Origin of the sequence: Flavobacterium sp., assembly GCF_024710485.1 — a bacterium.
Lineage (GTDB): Bacteria > Bacteroidota > Bacteroidia > Flavobacteriales > Flavobacteriaceae > Flavobacterium.
This window is the reverse complement of the sequence record NZ_JANJUQ010000023.1, coordinates 47,485-63,598: the sequence shown is the minus strand read 5'-3', so window position 1 is coordinate 63,598 and position 16,114 is coordinate 47,485. Positions and strand designations below refer to the sequence as shown.

The window sequence follows — 16,114 nt, the reverse complement described above, 5'->3', positions numbered from 1 at the left end:
AACGCCTTCTTTTTTAAATGACCTTATAGGGTTAACTCTCAACCTACATCTTCAAAATCTTGAAATTGGTTTCTCTATCGTTAATCTTCAACTTGAAAAAATAAGTGCCTTTAGAGAAAATAGACAAATCGACTTCCGCAGTCAACTCATTGCCTTTTTGTTGCAACAACAATTGCCCTTGAACATTATACACCGCAACTTCTTGTATGGCATCTTTCGATTTGATAGACACGCTGCCATTGGTAGGATTAGGATAATAACTGTAATCTATAAAATCATTTCCTGCCACACCTAACGATTGGACACAAGAAATCGTAGCAATCCAACCCGGAGCCGTTACGTATTGATCCGAATAGAATCGGAAAGTTAAAGATCCGTCTGCTGCTGTTGAGACAATATTCCCCGGCGAATTGGTTCCGGTGTAACCGCCGGCTAAAAACTCAGGATAAGTGGTGTCCGGTCCGTCATAGATGTACAAATAATCATAATCAAATTCCAATTCAAAGCTTGTAAACGAAGCCATTAATTTTTGGTTCGGTTGATTAGGAATCATGGTTCTGGTGAACGATTCCATATTGCTGTGGTTTCCTGTTGTACCGCCGGTATCCGTAAATACCATCCCACCACAAAAATCACCGTTGGTAGCAAAAACTTTTCTTTCTATGGTTGGTGTAATACCTGTACAAATTGGTCTTAATCGAACTTCATAGTATCGGTTTGGCAGCAAATTATTCACCGTATAAGAATTACTCGATACCGTTTGCCAAGAAGAAGCCAATCCGTAACCGGTAACCGAAATTTGCCAAGTTGTTCTGCTGGTATCCAAGTCATTCCAAGTAATAACTGCCGATGTTTGAGTGATATTAGTAATCTGAATTTCAACAACGGTATTGATACAAGTAGCAATACAGTCGCTACTCAAGCAACTTTTAGAATTCACCGTATTGCTGATTAATGCGGCCGGTTGTAGTCCAAATCCGTTGGCAAAACTGATGCCTACTCCGGATACCAGATGACAATAACTCATAATAGTTCCTTTCTCCGTAGCGGATGGAATAGGTCCTTGTGGACAATTGCCTTCTACATAACCTGCTTGTGGTCCGCAACCATCAATTGCGGTATTGTTACCGTTCCAAACACAACCATGCGTATGCGGCGAACCTAATGAATGTCCGAATTCGTGAGTAATAACTTGTACTGTCCAGGAAAAAGTTGGTACTGAAGCAAAATTCAAGTTCACATCAGAATAGGCATAATTGGACTGTCCGCAGATAGAATTTAAGTAAGCTACTCCGCCTAATCCTCCGGGATCAATACTCACTAACATACCAACATCCCCATTGAACACCGGTCTGTTTTGAGAGAAACTCCAAAGATAATCTCCGGAAGTTGCATCTGATGGCATATCACTATATGGATCAAGGGAAGTCCAAACAAAAATAGACTTCAAAGCTGTGGTAATGCCGTCATTGGTGAATAGCGTTTGTACATTATTGTAAACAGAGGTCATCCAATTGGTTGTGGCAATAACATCGCTACCGTTTTGGGTAAACAACGTATAATCAACTTCAAAATAAAACGTTACACATTTCAAAGTATTTACTTCTCTGGCAGCAAAAGCAGATTGGTCTCTTTCATAGCCTTCTTCTTTGGTGAAACAATCCCAATCGTTAGCTACTTTCATCTTAGCATCCGAATACACTATGTAATCCGATTGGTTGTTGGGTCTGTCCAATTTTCCAATCACCAAATTTCCCCATTGCGCTCCGGAAATGATGCCGTTGAACTCTCCGTTGAAGAAATTAAAAGAAGATACCGAATTCACATCGCCGTTTACAATACCGCGATAGTAAGCTCCTTTTTGGTAAGGCACATTTTTCCCTTTATCGGTATCCAAACTAAAATCTTCGGTAAAAAGGGTAACCTTAAAAAGTAAGACTTCGATATTCTGTCCTTGGTAAGGAATTTGAAGCTTTATCGCTTCGTATTGGTTTAGAGCAATTTCATTTACTTTAGACACGTCAACTGTAGCTAAAGTAGCGTCATTAACCACGCCGTTTACCTGAGCATCAAACTGATTGGATTTGGTTTGCAGCACAGAAAAATCTTTGAAATTAGTATTCCGGGTCTGCAACTCGGATACTTGTTTTGCAATTCTGTTTTGTGCCGGGAGCAAAGCACATTGCAGTAGCAATGAGAATAGTAGGATTCTTTTCATAGCAATATTTTTGAAGTAAAGTTATTGAAATTCAGTGTAAAATCTATTTTTAACGCTTTTTTTCAGAAATTCTTATCAAAAATGATAAAAAGCATCCTGAATATGGTCGATTTTATAACTATTTTCTTCTTTGTAAATAGCGATAATATCGAAGCGAATGGCAACATCTAAATCGTTACTCGTTACGTATTCATTTACGGCTTTAACCAACAACCGGATTTTCTTGGGTTTGACAAAATCCTGTGGCAAACCAAACTCTATGGAAGAACGCGTTTTAACTTCCACCACGGCTAAAGTGTTACCGATTTGCGCAATAATATCAATTTCGGCTTTTTGGAAAGTCCAATTGGTTTCTAAAATGGTATAGCCGTTTTGCTGCAGAAAATCCACGGCCAATTCTTCGCCTAACTTACCGAGTTCGTTGTGTTCTGCCATTTTTTTCTTTTTTGTCATTCCGACGAAGGAGGAGTCACATCACTTGATTCAGATTATGAGATTCCTCGTCCCTCGGAACGACAAGTTTGAGGTTATTCAAATACTACCTTACTCGTTTCAGGCGTGACTTCCATCGTAATTTGTCGCCCGAATATCAGAGCGCGATTGTCTCGGATATGACCGGCCGGAAAATTGTAAATAATAGGAATATTTAGCCCTTTCACGGTATCTTCAATAATCTCCAAAGCATTTCTGCCCCATGGGATTTCGTTGTCTTTCATTTCGGTCATGCCACCCACGATAATGCCTTTCAAACTGCTCAAACAACCGTTGCGTTTGAGGTTCATCATCATGCGATCTACATGGTATAAATATTCGTCTAAATCTTCTATAAACAGGATTTTATCGTGGCAATCAATCGCCGATTCGGAGCCTAACAAGCTGTATAAAATCGACAAATTCCCGCCTACCAATTCGCCTTTGGCCTTTCCGGTATGATTGAGCGCATCGCAGTCTAAAGTGTATTGCAATTTCTCGCCAAATAGTGCGGTACAAAGCGAGTTTTTGGCCTCATCGGTTGCTCGAGCCACACTCACGGGCATAATGGCATGCAAAGATTCGATGCCCATACGGTTCAAATGACTATGTAAAACTGTTACATCGCTAAAACCGATAATCCATTTAGGGTTTTTCTTGAATTGCGTAAAATCCAATTTATCGATGATTTTCACCGTACCGTAACCGCCTCGAACACACCAAATGGCTTTGACGTTCGGGTTGTCCATCTGCTCCTGAAAATCGGCTGCACGTTGGTCATCGGTTCCGGCCAATTGGAAATAATCCAACCCGATAGTGTTGCCTATTTTAACCTTCAAGCCCCAACCTTCCAGCATGTCGATAGTAGGTTTTAAGTTGTCGTCGATATTTTTTCGTGCGGTAGAAACGATAGCAATGGTGTCGCCCTTTTGGAGATAAGGTGGTGTAATCATCTTGTTTTGGGAATAAGAAGAAAAAGTAATTAGTGAAACAAAAATTAAAAGGATTCGCATGAATCGAAAATGATTGTAAATTGGCTATCCCAAAAGTAAACAAATCCCAAAATTAATTCGGGATTTCGTGGCTAAAAAGTTATTTTTGCAGTCTATTTATCTGAATATGTTAGAAAATCCAAGAAGATATACTATTACGGCGGCATTGCCGTATACCAATGGTCCGATTCACATCGGACATTTGGCAGGCGTTTACATTCCGTCCGATATTTATGCGCGTTATTTACGATTGCAAGGTAAAGATGTAGCCTTTATTTGCGGTAGCGATGAACACGGTGTAGCCATTTCCATGAAAGCCAAAAAAGAAGGCATTACACCGCAAGAAGTCATCGACAAATACAACGGTATTATCAAAAAATCGTTCGAAGACTTCGGAATTTCTTTCGACAACTATTCCAGAACTTCCGCTGCAATTCACCACGAAACGGCCTCTGCTTTTTTTAAAAAATTATACGACAACGGCGACTTTATCGAAGAAGTTACTGAGCAATTATACGATGCCAAAGCCGAGCAGTTTTTGGCTGATCGTTTCGTCACCGGAACTTGTCCGAAATGTGAAAATCCGGAAGCTTACGGCGACCAATGCGAACGTTGCGGCTCTACTTTAAACGCTACTGATTTAATCAATCCGAAATCTACTATCACCGGAGAAACGCCAATTATCAAGGAAACCAAACACTGGTTTTTACCGTTAGACCGCTACCAAGACTTTTTGCAAAAATGGATCTTAGAAGACCATGCGAAAGATTGGAAAACCAATGTATTGGGACAAGTGAAATCATGGTTAGACGATGGTTTAAAACCTCGTGCCGTGACCCGCGATTTGGATTGGGGCATCGACGTACCGGTAGAAGGTGCTGAAGGCAAAAAACTCTATGTGTGGTTTGATGCGCCTATCGGATACATTTCGGCCACCAAAGAATGGGCCGCTCGTGAGGGTAAAAATTGGGAAGATTATTGGAAAAAAGAAGATACTAAATTGGTGCACTTCATCGGGAAAGACAACATCGTATTTCACTGCATCATTTTCCCGGCCATGCTGAAAGCCGAAGGTAGTTTCATTTTACCCGATAATGTGCCTGCGAACGAATTCCTTAATTTAGAAGGCAACAAACTGTCGACTTCCAAAAACTGGGCAGTTTGGTTGCACGAATATTTAATCGACTTCCCGGAAAAGCAAGACGTATTGCGCTATGCGTTAACGGCCAATGCACCGGAAACTAAGGACAACGACTTCACTTGGAAAGATTTCCAAGCCAGAAACAACAACGAATTGGCGGCTGTTTTCGGTAATTTTATCAACCGTGTAGTCGTTTTAACCAACAAATATTACAATGGCATAGTGCCGGCTCCGAATGAACTAACTGAAGTTGATGAACAAACTTTAGCCGAACTCAAAGCGTATCCGGCAGTGATTGCCAGTTCTTTAGAGCGTTACCGATTCAGAGAAGCGCAAGTCGAATTGATGAATGTAGCCCGTTTAGGCAACAAATACTTGGCCGATGAAGAACCTTGGAAAATGGTAAAAACCAATCCGGAGCGCGTGCAAACCCAAATGTATGTGGCTTTGCAAATCGCTTCGGCCTTAGCCATTTTATCCGAACCGTTTTTGCCGTTTACTTCGCAAAAACTATGTAAGATGCTGAACATCCAATTGAACCACTGGAATTTGGCATTCGACCAATGGAACCTGACGAAAGCCGGTCACCAAATTGGTCAAGCCGAAATTTTATTTGCCCAAATTGAAGACGCGGAAATTCAGAAACAAATAGACAAACTCGAAGCCACTAAAAAAGCCAATATTATGGAAAACCAAGTGGTAGAACCTCAAAAACCTACAACAACTTTTGAAGATTTTTCAAAATTAGACTTGCGTGTCGGTACCATTTTAGAAGCCGAAAAAATGCCGAAAGCCAATAAATTATTGGTTTTAAAAGTGGATACCGGTATAGACGTTCGCACTATCGTTTCGGGTATAGCCGAACATTTTTCTCCGGAAGAAGTGATTGGAAAACGCGTAACGGTATTGGTGAATTTGGCGCCAAGAGCCTTACGTGGCGTGGAAAGCCAAGGAATGATTTTAATGACCAACAACAAAGAAGGTCAATTGGTTTTTGTGAATCCGGATGCGGATGGTGTTGGGAACGGTGCTTTGATTAGTTAGAAAAATAAACGGATATGAATCTTAAAGTAATCGCTTTCGATGCCGATGACACTTTGTTTGTCAACGAACCTTATTTTCAGGAAACCGAAGAAAAGTTCTGTGCCTTGATGAGTGATTATTTATCACATCAAGGCTTATCGCAGGAATTATTTAAAACCGAAATTGCCAATTTAGAATTGTATGGTTATGGCATCAAAGGTTATATCTTGTCTATGATAGAAGCTGCGATGCGTATTTCCAACAAAACCATATCGATTGAGGTTGTGGAAAAAATTACCGAATACGGCAAAGAATTGCTACAAAAACCAATTGAATTACTTGACGGTGTGGAGGAGACTTTGCAAGCGTTGAACGGTAAGTACAAATTGGTTGTAGCCACCAAAGGTGATTTATTGGACCAAAGAAGAAAACTACACAATTCCGGTTTAGGCCATTATTTTCACCATATCGAAGTGATGTCAGACAAAAAAGAGAAGGATTATGAAGACTTATTGAAGCGTTTGGACATCAAAGCTGAAGAGTTTTTTATGATTGGCAACTCCTTAAAATCTGATGTGTTACCGGTGTTGAATATTGGCGGACATGCGGTTCACATTCCATTTCATACGACTTGGGAACACGAAAAAATCAATCACAAAGTAGAACATCCAAACTTTAAAGCTTTGGAAAAAATCACCGAAGTTTTACCTCTTTTATTATCCTAAAGTGAAACATAAATTAGACTTGAACGCTTGGAATCGCAAAGAACACTTTGCTTTTTTCAAGCAAATGGAAGAACCGTTTTTTGGCGTTACAACCCGCGTAGATTGTACCAAAGCTTATGCGAAAGCTAAGGAATTAGGCGTTTCTTTTTTTACGTATTATTTGCACAAAACCTTGTTGGCTGTAAATGCCGTGGAAAATTTTCGGTATCGCATAATTGATGATGAAGTCTTTGTTTTTGACCGAATCGATGCCTCGGCAACCATATTAAGAGACGACAATACTTTTGGCTTTTCTTTGGTAGAATTTGATGAAAATTTGGCCACTTTTGCGGAGATTACGCGAAAAGAAATTGCTCGAATTCAAGTCACTCCCGGATTAATCACCCGCAATTTCGAAATCAATTTGATTCACTTTTCAGCTGTGCCTTGGATAGATTTCACCTCTTATTCGCACGCCCGAAGTTTTACTTGGCCCGACAGTTGTCCGAAAATCTCCTATGGAAAAATGACTGAAGAAAACGGCAAAAAAAGTATGGCGATTGCTGTACATGTCCACCACGGATTGGCTGATGGTTATCATGTAGGGCAATTTTTAACGTTATTACAAGAATTGATGAACAAATAATTTTCTAACTTTACCCAAAAGAAAAAATTATGTTAAAAACTAACATTGAAACAGCATTAAACAATCAAATTCGCATAGAAGCGGAATCGTCACAAATTTACCTTTCTATGGCTTGTTGGGCTGAGGCTCAAGGTTTGGAAGGTGTTGCACAGTTCATGTTCAACCAGTCTGATGAAGAGCGTCAGCACATGTTAAAATTGGTAAAGTATGTGAACGAAAGAGGTTCGCATGCCAAAATAACCGAATTGAAAGCGCCTAAAACTGAATTCGGAACTTTTAAAGAAATGTTTGAGGAATTGTACCAACATGAATTGTTTGTGTCTAATTCTATTAATGAATTGGTACACATCACTTTAGGTGAAAAAGATTATGCTACACATAACTTTTTACAATGGTACGTAGCAGAACAAATTGAAGAAGAAGCGCAAGCCAAAACCATTTTAGATAAAATCAATTTGATTGGGGAAGACCGTGGCGGATTGTATTTATTTGACCGCGACATTCAACAATTGGCCGTAACTAGTTCTGTTGCTTTGGACGCCAAGCCTTAATTGATTTATACACAAAAAAGTGAGTAAAAAAGAAAAAAATAAAGTCAAAGACAAAGACAAAAAGCAAAAAAAGCTACTGCTGAAATCACTTTTGATTTCAGACGATTGCAAGGCCGAATGTTGTGAGAAATACAAAAAGTCGGAAGCCAAACGCTGCAAAAAATGTCCAATGTTTGATATTTTTAAAAAGCTCAATAAAATAGAAAGCCTTCAAGATTAGAAGGCTTTTTTTTAACTACATTCTTCAGTTACAAACTTTTTGACGTAGCGTTGCACCAATAATTATGGTAGTCTATTCTACTTTATGGGAATCAGAACAGTTAAACTATAAAACCAAGTCTTTTGAACTTCCTCATTCAATTTAAAATGAGGAAGTCAAAAGAAGACACTTTATTTACCTAACAACAAAATGTCATTCGCAACTACTTCGGTCACGTAGCGCTTCGTTCCGTCTTTGTCTTCGTAGCTTCTGTGGGTGAGTTTTCCCTCAACAGCTATTTCTTTACCTTTGACTACATACTTCTCAATAATTTCAGCAGTTTTTCCCCAAGCAGATACTTTGTGCCACTCGGTGTTTTCCACTTTTTCACCCTTATCATTGGTGTAGTAATCATTAGTAGCCAGAGTAAGATTAGCTACTTTTTTTCCTCCTTCGAGGTCTTTTACTTCCGGGTCTTGTCCTACGTGACCGATTAATTGTACTTTGTTTCTCATGGCATTCATGGCTTTTAAAATTTAAATGTTATTGTTATTCGCTGATTTGAATTGTCCGGATTTGAATTCCGACTAGGCAAAGTTGTGACAGGAAGAAAAAAATAGTCGGTTTCTTACCATTTACTTTCGACTGTAAATAATTGTAATCGTTTGTAAATAGAAATATTTTTCGTACATTCGTTTGTGTTTTATAGGATTTTATCTACTTATAATAAATACGAAAGGTTATGGAGAAATATTGTTTAGAATGTGGCGAAAGAATTATTGGCAGAGAAGATAAAAAGTTTTGTGGCGACGGCTGTAGAAATGCTTTCAACAACAAAATGAACAAAGACTGCAACAATTACATGCGTAACACAAATAACAAACTTCGGAGGAATTATCGCATATTGGCAGAATTGAACACCGAAGGGAAGTCAAAAACCTCTCGTTTGAAACTCCTCAACAAAGGTTTTGACTTTGAGTATTTGACCAACATCCGAACTACTAAAAGCGGGAATACTTATTATTTTATATATGACCAAGGCTATATGGCGGTTGAGAATGATTTTTATGTGTTGGTCAAAAAAGATATTTAGTACATTTACCTTGTATTTACTTCTTGCTGCCATAGGAAATGGTTCAGAAGAAAAAGCAAACCACTAACCAACAATGAAAAACAACCAACCTTCTCTGATTAGCTTTTTGTTTTTGACCGCAATACTTAGCGGTATCTTCTACTTTATGATGCCGCAAAGCTATGACACCACAGAAGCACCTCTGTCTGAATTCTCTACCAAAAGAGCGCTTGACATTGTTAAGAACATGTCTGTCAAACCTCATTTTGTAGGCTCACAAAATCATAAAACGGTAGCTAACTATCTGCAGAAAGAATTGCAAGGTTTAGGCCTGAAAACTACCTTACAGGAAGGCTTTGCCATGACTGAAAAAGGTACTTTGGTTAAGGCTAAAAATATCATCGCCAAGATTAAAGGCACTACGGATTCTAAAGCGTTACTGCTGTTGGCGCATTACGACAGTGCACCACATTCCTTTTCTCATGGTGCCAGCGACGATGCTTCGGGCGTGGCCACAATTATTGAAAGTGTTCGGGCGTTTTTACACAATAAATCCGCTAACAAAAACGACATTATCATTTTGTTCAGCGATGCCGAAGAAGTTGGCCTTAACGGAGCTGCTCTTTTCGTTACCCAACATCTATGGGCTAAAAATATAGGCTTGGTCCTTAACTTTGAAGCCCGCGGCTCATCCGGACCGAGTTATATGTTGATGGAAACCAATGAAGGAAATGCCAAAATGGTAGCCGCCTTTAAAGCCGGGAAAGCTAATTATCCGGTATCGAATTCGTTAATGTACAGCGTTTACAAAATGCTGCCCAACGATACGGATTTGACCGTTTTCAGAGAAGCCGGAAAAATCCAAGGATTTAATTTTGCTTTTATAGACAGTCATTACGATTATCACACATCACAGGATAAATTTGAGCATTTAGATCCCAAAACCCTCACGCATCAAGGCACTTATCTATTCCCGCTTCTGAACCATTTTGCCAATGCTGATTTGTCCGATTTTAATGCCACTGCAGATGATGTTTATTTCTCGGTCCCGTTCGGATTTATAAGTTATCCTTTTGCTTGGATTTTGCCTATGCTCTTAGTAGGTTTTGCCTTGCTCTTCCTTTTTGTATTCATCGGTTTAGGTAAGCAAGTGCTTCGAATAGATGAAATTATAAAAGGTTTTGTACCGCTTTTCGGAGCCATAATTACAGCAGGTTTGTCAACTTACATTGGCTGGAAATTACTACTCAATTTCTACCCCGAATACCAAGACATTCTTCAAGGATATACATATAATGGACAAGTATATTGCTTTGCTTTTATCAGTTTGACCATAGGAATTTGTTTTCTGTTTTATCAAAACAACGGCAAACGCCATCCCGAAATGAACCAATTGATTGCTCCGTTATTTCTTTGGCTGTTAATTAACATTGGAATTGCCTTAAAACTCAAAGGTGCGGGCTTTCTGATTTTACCGGTATATTCTTCGGCTTTAATGTTAGGTTACTTTGTCTTAACCCAAAAAACAAATTGGATGGTGAACTGTCTTTTAGCCATTCCTACTTTTGTAATACTTGCGCCCTTAATTCAGATGTTTCCGGTTGGCTTAGGGTTAAAAGTCATGTTTGGCACTTCGATATTGACCGCACTCACGTTTGCACTTTTACTGCCTATTTTCGGCTCGTATGAAAAGAAAGGAATTTGGGCGACATTTTTTATTCTTTTAGCCATCGGATTGTTTATCAAAGCCCATCAGGAATCGGGTTACACTTACGGCAAAGCCAAGCCCAACAGTTTGGTCTATGCGTTGGATACTGACTCTAACAAAGCTTTTTGGACTACCTATGATGTGAATTTAGACGAATGGACGAAAGCCTATTTAGGCGATAATCCGAAGAGCGGAAAACCCCTAAACACCAACAAGCTGTACAGTAAATATGGTTCAGAATTTACCTTTATGGCCGAAGCACCAATGAAGAACATCGCGAAACCGACTGTGGAATTTTTGCGCGATACCGTTAAAGGCAACCAACACCTGTACCGCATTAAAATTTCGCCGAACCGAACCGTAAACCGCTACGATATTTTTAACAACCGTGGTATCACAATCAATAATTTTAAAGCCAATGGCGTGCAATCGATTGAATTTAAAAGCAATATTTCGGGCAAAACCGATGGCAAATTGCTGAGTTATTACGTGGTAGATAATATCCCTTTGGAACTCGAATTTTCCATTCCGGCCAATCAAAAATTGGATTTGGACTTGGTGGAAAGTTCCTTCGATTTGTTAACGAACCCGCAATTCAGCGTGGCCAAAAGAAAAAGCTGGATGATTCCGACGCCTTTTGTCCTTAATGATGCCGTGATGATTCGCCAAAAGGTGAAAGCTACCGCAAAACCGGTCGAACCCGTTACCCAAAATTACCGCCGAACTATAGTTAAAGACAGCACTTCGGTAACTAAAGACACACTGCGTCGATGAAAAAAATCAGTATCTTAGGTTGTGGCTGGTTGGGATTACCACTCGCCAAATCACTTATATCAAAAGGTTTTTCGGTAAAAGGTTCTACCACTTCTGAAGCCAAACTAGCCATATTGGAGTCGGCCAACATCCAAGCCTATTCTATTCGATTGACGGAAAATAAAGTCATGGGGAACATAGAAGCTTTTTTATCAGAATCCGAAATTTTAATTATTGATATTCCGCCGAAACTGAGAAGTGATGGTGCGGAAAATTTTGTAGCGAAAATAGCGGCGCTTGTTCCTTTTATAGCGCAATCAACCATCAATCATGTGGTGTTTATCAGTTCGACTTCGGTGTATGCCGATGACAATACCATCGTGACCGAAAACAGCCAACCCGAACCCGATACCGAAAGCGGCAGGCAATTGTTAGCCACCGAAAAATTGTTGCAAGCCAACACCAACTTTAAAACTACGGTGATTCGATTTGGCGGATTGTTAGGCGAAAACCGACATCCGATACATTTTTTAGCCGTAAGAAAAAACCTGGAAAACCCCGAAGCACCGATTAATTTAATCCATCAAAACGATTGTATCGGCATCATCGAAGCAGTCATTGCCCAAAATACTAAAGGCGAAGTGTTCAATGCCGTAGCGCCGTATCATCCAACCCGAAAAGACTATTATACCCAAAAAGCGATTGCATTAGGGTTGCCTTTGCCGGAATTTGAAGAAGGGAATATATCGGTTGGGAAAAGGATTGATTCTGAAAAAATTGCCCGGGTTTTGAACTATTCGTTTATAAAACCAGAGCTGTAAACCCTGGAGCATACTTAATAGATTTATTGACATCTTAGCAAGAGCAGCAAAACAATATTCCTTTTTAATGGAAAAAAACATCTGTAAACTTTATTTATGTAAAATATTTTCTTACATTAGAGTTGTTCTAACGATTTTTTTATGAAAAATATCACGCTATTACTGCTATTAATCACAACCTTTATAAGTTGTTCTAAAAGTGAAACTGAAGCGGAAAATGAGCTGGAAACTCCGATTCCTGAAGAATTAATTGGTACATGGGAATTTAAAGGAATTTATGTACATGATGTGTTTGATGAAAATAATATGCCGATTTTTAACGCCTATGAAAATGATGATTACATCACATTTAATAGTGATAAAACTTTCTCTCAATTACATCAAAACTATCAATATACCGGCACATTTACTGTTACCAACAATAATAAACTTAATTTTTTTTATGACTCCAACCCAAACGGAATTAACAATAATGGGAGTACAATAATTAGCTTACTAACAGAAACCGAATTAAGACTTTCTTGTTTACAGGAAAATTATTGTGATGTTGCTCGCTATGAAAAAGTTCCTTCTAACTAATTCGTATTGATATACCCATAAATAAAAAACCTCAAGTTACAGCTTGAGGTTTTTTATTTTTTACCAAATTTTCACTCTCTTTTCCGGAGCCAGGTACATCCCGTCGCCAGGTTTGATGCCAAAGGCTTGGTGGAATGTATCTAAGTTCAACAACGGCACATAAGCGCGGTACATGCCCGGCGAATGCGGATCGGTTTTCACTTGATTTTTAATCGCTTCATCGCGCATTTTACTTCTCCAAATGGTCGCCCAAGAAATAAACAAACGTTGTTCCGGTGTAAAACCGTCAATCAAGCCCGGATTGCCGTTCTCTTTTAAATACAATTGCAAACCGTCGTAAGCCGCATTTATACCGCCTAAGTCGCCTATGTTTTCGCCCAAAGTAAATTTACCGTCTACTTTAATTCCCGGTAGCGGCTCTAAAGCCGAATATTGATCAGCTAAAGCGGTTCCTAAAGCCGTGAATTGTTTCAAATCTTCTTCCGTCCACCAGTTTACCAAGTTTCCGTCGGCGTTGTATCTTGAGCCTGAATCGTCAAAACCATGGGAGATTTCGTGACCGATAACAGCTCCGATACCACCATAATTTACCGCTTCATCCGCTTTGTAATCGTAAAACGGTGGTTGCAAAATAGCGGCAGGGAATACAATTTCGTTATTGGAAGGATTGAAATAAGCGTTTACAGTTTGTGGCGACATGCCCCATTCGGTTTTGTCTACCGGTTTGCCCATTTTATCGATGTTTCTTTTGAAACTCCAATTGGCAATATTCATGGCGTTGTCAAAATACGTTCCGCCTTCTTCCGGACTTTGGATGGCAAGAGCCGAATAGTCTTTCCACTTATCAGGATAACCGATTTTAACCGTCATCTTGTTCAATTTCTCGATAGCGCTCAATTTGGTTTGAGGCGACATCCAAGTCAAATTATTGATACGAATTTCATAAGCCTTGATCACGTTCTTAATCATATTCGCCGCTTTGGTTTTGGCCTCAGCCGGGAACATTTTTTCAACGTATAATTTTCCTAAAGCTTCACCGGTAGCGCCGTTAATGACTTGCAACGCTCTTTCTTTGCGAGGACGTTGTTTGATGGCACCGCTTAAGGTTTTGCTGTAAAATTCCCAATTGGCCGTTTCCAATTCAGTCGATAATTTTCCGGCTGCGTCATTGAGTAAAGTCCAACGCATATAAGCTTTCCAATCTTCCAATTTGTTTTCGGTAAATATTTTTTGCAAAGCTTCCATATAGCGCGGTTGCGACACAATAACCGTGTCCACTTTTGGCAACCCTAAACCGGTAATATAACTCTCCCATTGTATGGCCGGCGTTAATTTTTGCAAGTCGGCTACCGTCATCGGATTATACGTTTTTCTGCGGTCTCTGCGTTCCACTCTGTCTAATCTTGGCTTAGACATCGCAATTTCTAGAGCCAAAATATTTTCGGCATTTTTCTGAGCCACTTGCGGTTTTTCACCCAAGAAAGCCAACATTCTGGCAACATGCGCTACGTATTTCTGCCTTTTTTCTTTGGAATCAGCATCATCAGAAACGTAATAATCTCTGTCTGGTAAACCCAAGGAACCCGGACCAACATTCACCACGTTGCGGTTGCTGTTTTTAGCATCGGTACCAACACCAACACCGAAAAATCCAATTCCACCTCTTGAAGCCATTTCCAACATTAATTTTTGCAAATCGGCTACCGATTTAACTTTGTTGATTTTGTCCAAATAAGGCTTTAAAGGTTTGATACCGGCTTTATTTCGGGCCACCGTATCCATAATGGTGCGGTACAAATTAATGGCTTTGCCTTGATCAGTATTGGATTTATAGGCCGGATTTTTAGCCGCTTCTTCCAAGATATTTAAGGCATCTACGTCGGTTTTTTGACGCAATTCGTCAAAGCTTCCCCAACGGGTACGGTCGGCCGGAATCTCGGTGTTCTTTACCCAAGTTCCGTTAACAAAGTTGAAAAAATCATCGTTTGGGCGAACTGATTTGTCCATTAAAGACAAATCGATGCCCGGTTTCTTTTCTTGTGCATTTAGTGGAGCAGTACTGAGCGTAACCAAAGCCAGCATCGCTACTTTAGCAATAGTATTTCTTTTCATAGGTTTGAAATAAGTTAGACTTACAAATTTACCGATTATGACTTTACAATCGATTTTTTAACAAAATTATAAGTGTTGATTAGCGGATTATCGTTACAATTATGATGGCGCTTTCGTACTTTTGTCAAAAAAACCAAATGTTGGATTTTATCAAAAAATATCGGATTTTAATTCTCTCTTTTGTACTGTTCTCCATAATTACCGTTTCCTTGTTTTACAACGCACTAAAGCCTCAAAAGACGTTGCCGATTTACAACCCGGCTGATGTTAATCCTGAACTGGTGGACAGCACTGTACAATATGTAGCCAAATACCATACTATAGGTGATTTCTCGTTTACCAACCAAAACGGAAAAACCATCACTCAAAAAGATTATGAGGGCAAGATTTATGTGGCCGATTTCTTCTTCACCACTTGCGGCTCTATCTGTCCTATTATGACCACGAATATGATTGACATTCAAAAAGCGTTTGCCAATAACCCTAAAGTGATGATTCTTTCTCATACTGTAACCCCTGAAATTGACAGTGTTCCGGTGCTGAAAAAATATGCCTTGGAAAAAGGCGTCATCGATTCGAAATGGAACTTGGTTACCGGCGATAAAAAAGACATTTACAGCATGGCACGCAAATCGTATTTGGCAGTCAAACTTGGTAAGCCTGAAGAATTGTACGACATGGTTCACACCGAAAATTTTGTGTTAGTGGATGCCGAAAGACGCGTTCGCGGTTTTTATGACGGTACGAAGAAAGAAGAAGTTAAAAAGTTAATTGAAGACATTCAATGGCTGTTAACAGAAGATAAAAATTAGTTAAACTGATATTTATCATTCTGTTTTCTTTTTTTATCGCTACTTTTGCAATCTTAATTCAATCTAAATAAGCATTGAAAACTACCGTTGATTTATTAAAAATAGGAGACAAAGCCATCATCACGCATGTGGATTTGGATAAAATTCCGTTGAAACTTTTGGAAATGGGTTGCTTGCCCGACAATGAGTTGGAGATTATTCAAATTGCACCGCTGGGCGATCCTATTTACCTTAATGTAAACAACGGTTCTCATTTGGCTATTCGGAAAGAAACCGCTCATGAAATTGAAGTAGAAATCCTCGAACCGTAAA

The 16,114-nt window shown here is 39.4% G+C and carries 16 protein-coding genes; 11 read left to right on the top strand and 5 right to left on the bottom strand.

Features of this window, described 5'->3' with window-relative positions; genetic code table 11:
• Positions 1-43: 43 nt before the first annotated feature.
• The 3 genes from Q0M21_RS05445 to Q0M21_RS05435 all read right to left on the bottom strand — a co-directional run bounded on the left by Q0M21_RS05445 (position 44) and on the right by Q0M21_RS05435 (position 3,642).
• Positions 44-2,218, bottom strand: a complete 2,175-nt coding sequence (locus tag Q0M21_RS05445) for a M12 family metallo-peptidase (protein ID WP_295335426.1) — start codon at positions 2,216-2,218, stop codon at positions 44-46.
• Positions 2,219-2,293: 75 nt separating this feature from the next.
• Positions 2,294-2,653: a YraN family protein gene (locus Q0M21_RS05440; RefSeq protein WP_295335424.1), complete on the bottom strand. Its 360-nt coding sequence runs from the start codon at positions 2,651-2,653 to the stop codon at positions 2,294-2,296.
• A 92-nt stretch (positions 2,654-2,745) separates the two neighbouring features.
• Positions 2,746-3,642, bottom strand: a complete 897-nt coding sequence (locus Q0M21_RS05435) for an LD-carboxypeptidase (protein ID WP_295335422.1) — start codon at positions 3,640-3,642, stop codon at positions 2,746-2,748.
• Between the two features lie 166 nt (positions 3,643-3,808).
• Between Q0M21_RS05435 and metG the strand changes: the two genes are divergently transcribed.
• The 5 genes from metG to Q0M21_RS05410 are packed head-to-tail and all read left to right on the top strand — an operon-like array spanning position 3,809 to position 7,966.
• Positions 3,809-5,866, top strand: a complete 2,058-nt coding sequence (gene metG / locus Q0M21_RS05430) for a methionine--tRNA ligase (RefSeq protein WP_295335601.1) — start codon at positions 3,809-3,811, stop codon at positions 5,864-5,866.
• Between the two features lie 14 nt (positions 5,867-5,880).
• Entirely contained in the window at positions 5,881-6,570 is a 690-nt protein-coding gene (locus tag Q0M21_RS05425; protein WP_295335420.1) for an HAD family hydrolase, read from the top strand.
• Position 6,571: 1 nt separating this feature from the next.
• On the top strand, positions 6,572-7,195 hold the full coding sequence (locus Q0M21_RS05420; protein WP_295335418.1) for a chloramphenicol acetyltransferase: 624 nt from the start codon (positions 6,572-6,574) through the stop codon (positions 7,193-7,195).
• 29 nt (positions 7,196-7,224) lie between these two features.
• Complete coding sequence (locus Q0M21_RS05415; RefSeq protein WP_290874606.1) at positions 7,225-7,746, top strand: ferritin; 522 nt, start codon at positions 7,225-7,227, stop codon at positions 7,744-7,746.
• A 19-nt stretch (positions 7,747-7,765) separates the two neighbouring features.
• The gene (locus Q0M21_RS05410; RefSeq protein ID WP_295335417.1) at positions 7,766-7,966 is read left to right on the top strand and encodes a hypothetical protein; all 201 of its coding nucleotides are present in this window, start codon (positions 7,766-7,768) and stop codon (positions 7,964-7,966) included.
• A gap of 170 nt (positions 7,967-8,136) precedes the next feature.
• Here Q0M21_RS05410 and Q0M21_RS05405 read toward each other — a convergent pair whose 3' ends face one another.
• Positions 8,137-8,469 carry a single-stranded DNA-binding protein gene (locus Q0M21_RS05405; RefSeq protein WP_295335415.1) on the bottom strand — a complete coding sequence of 111 codons (333 nt, stop codon included), beginning with the start codon at positions 8,467-8,469 and terminating at the stop codon, positions 8,137-8,139.
• 218 nt (positions 8,470-8,687) lie between these two features.
• On the opposite strand from Q0M21_RS05405, the gene Q0M21_RS05400 reads away from it, so the two are divergent.
• The 4 genes from Q0M21_RS05400 (at position 8,688) to Q0M21_RS05385 (ending at position 12,878) form a co-directional block, all read left to right on the top strand.
• Entirely contained in the window at positions 8,688-9,038 is a 351-nt protein-coding gene (locus tag Q0M21_RS05400; protein WP_295335413.1) for a hypothetical protein, read from the top strand.
• A 73-nt stretch (positions 9,039-9,111) separates the two neighbouring features.
• Positions 9,112-11,499 carry a M28 family peptidase gene (locus Q0M21_RS05395; RefSeq protein WP_295335411.1) on the top strand — a complete coding sequence of 796 codons (2,388 nt, stop codon included), beginning with the start codon at positions 9,112-9,114 and terminating at the stop codon, positions 11,497-11,499.
• Positions 11,496-12,299: an SDR family oxidoreductase gene (locus tag Q0M21_RS05390; RefSeq protein WP_295335409.1), complete on the top strand. Its 804-nt coding sequence runs from the start codon at positions 11,496-11,498 to the stop codon at positions 12,297-12,299. The genes Q0M21_RS05395 and Q0M21_RS05390 overlap by 4 nt, the downstream gene beginning before the upstream one ends.
• Positions 12,300-12,440: 141 nt before the next feature.
• On the top strand, positions 12,441-12,878 hold the full coding sequence (locus Q0M21_RS05385) for a DUF5004 domain-containing protein (protein ID WP_295335408.1): 438 nt from the start codon (positions 12,441-12,443) through the stop codon (positions 12,876-12,878).
• A gap of 60 nt (positions 12,879-12,938) precedes the next feature.
• Here the strand turns inward: Q0M21_RS05385 and Q0M21_RS05380 are convergent, their stop codons facing one another.
• Entirely contained in the window at positions 12,939-14,960 is a 2,022-nt protein-coding gene (locus Q0M21_RS05380; RefSeq protein ID WP_295335598.1) for a M13 family metallopeptidase, read from the bottom strand.
• 167 nt (positions 14,961-15,127) lie between these two features.
• Here Q0M21_RS05380 and Q0M21_RS05375 point away from each other — a divergent pair, with 167 nt between their 5' ends.
• Complete coding sequence (locus Q0M21_RS05375; protein ID WP_295335406.1) at positions 15,128-15,802, top strand: SCO family protein; 675 nt, start codon at positions 15,128-15,130, stop codon at positions 15,800-15,802.
• Positions 15,803-15,876: 74 nt separating this feature from the next.
• Positions 15,877-16,113 (top strand): FeoA family protein, encoded by a 237-nt coding sequence (locus Q0M21_RS05370; protein ID WP_290875975.1) that lies wholly within the window; start codon positions 15,877-15,879, stop codon positions 16,111-16,113.
• Position 16,114 lies beyond the last annotated feature (1 nt).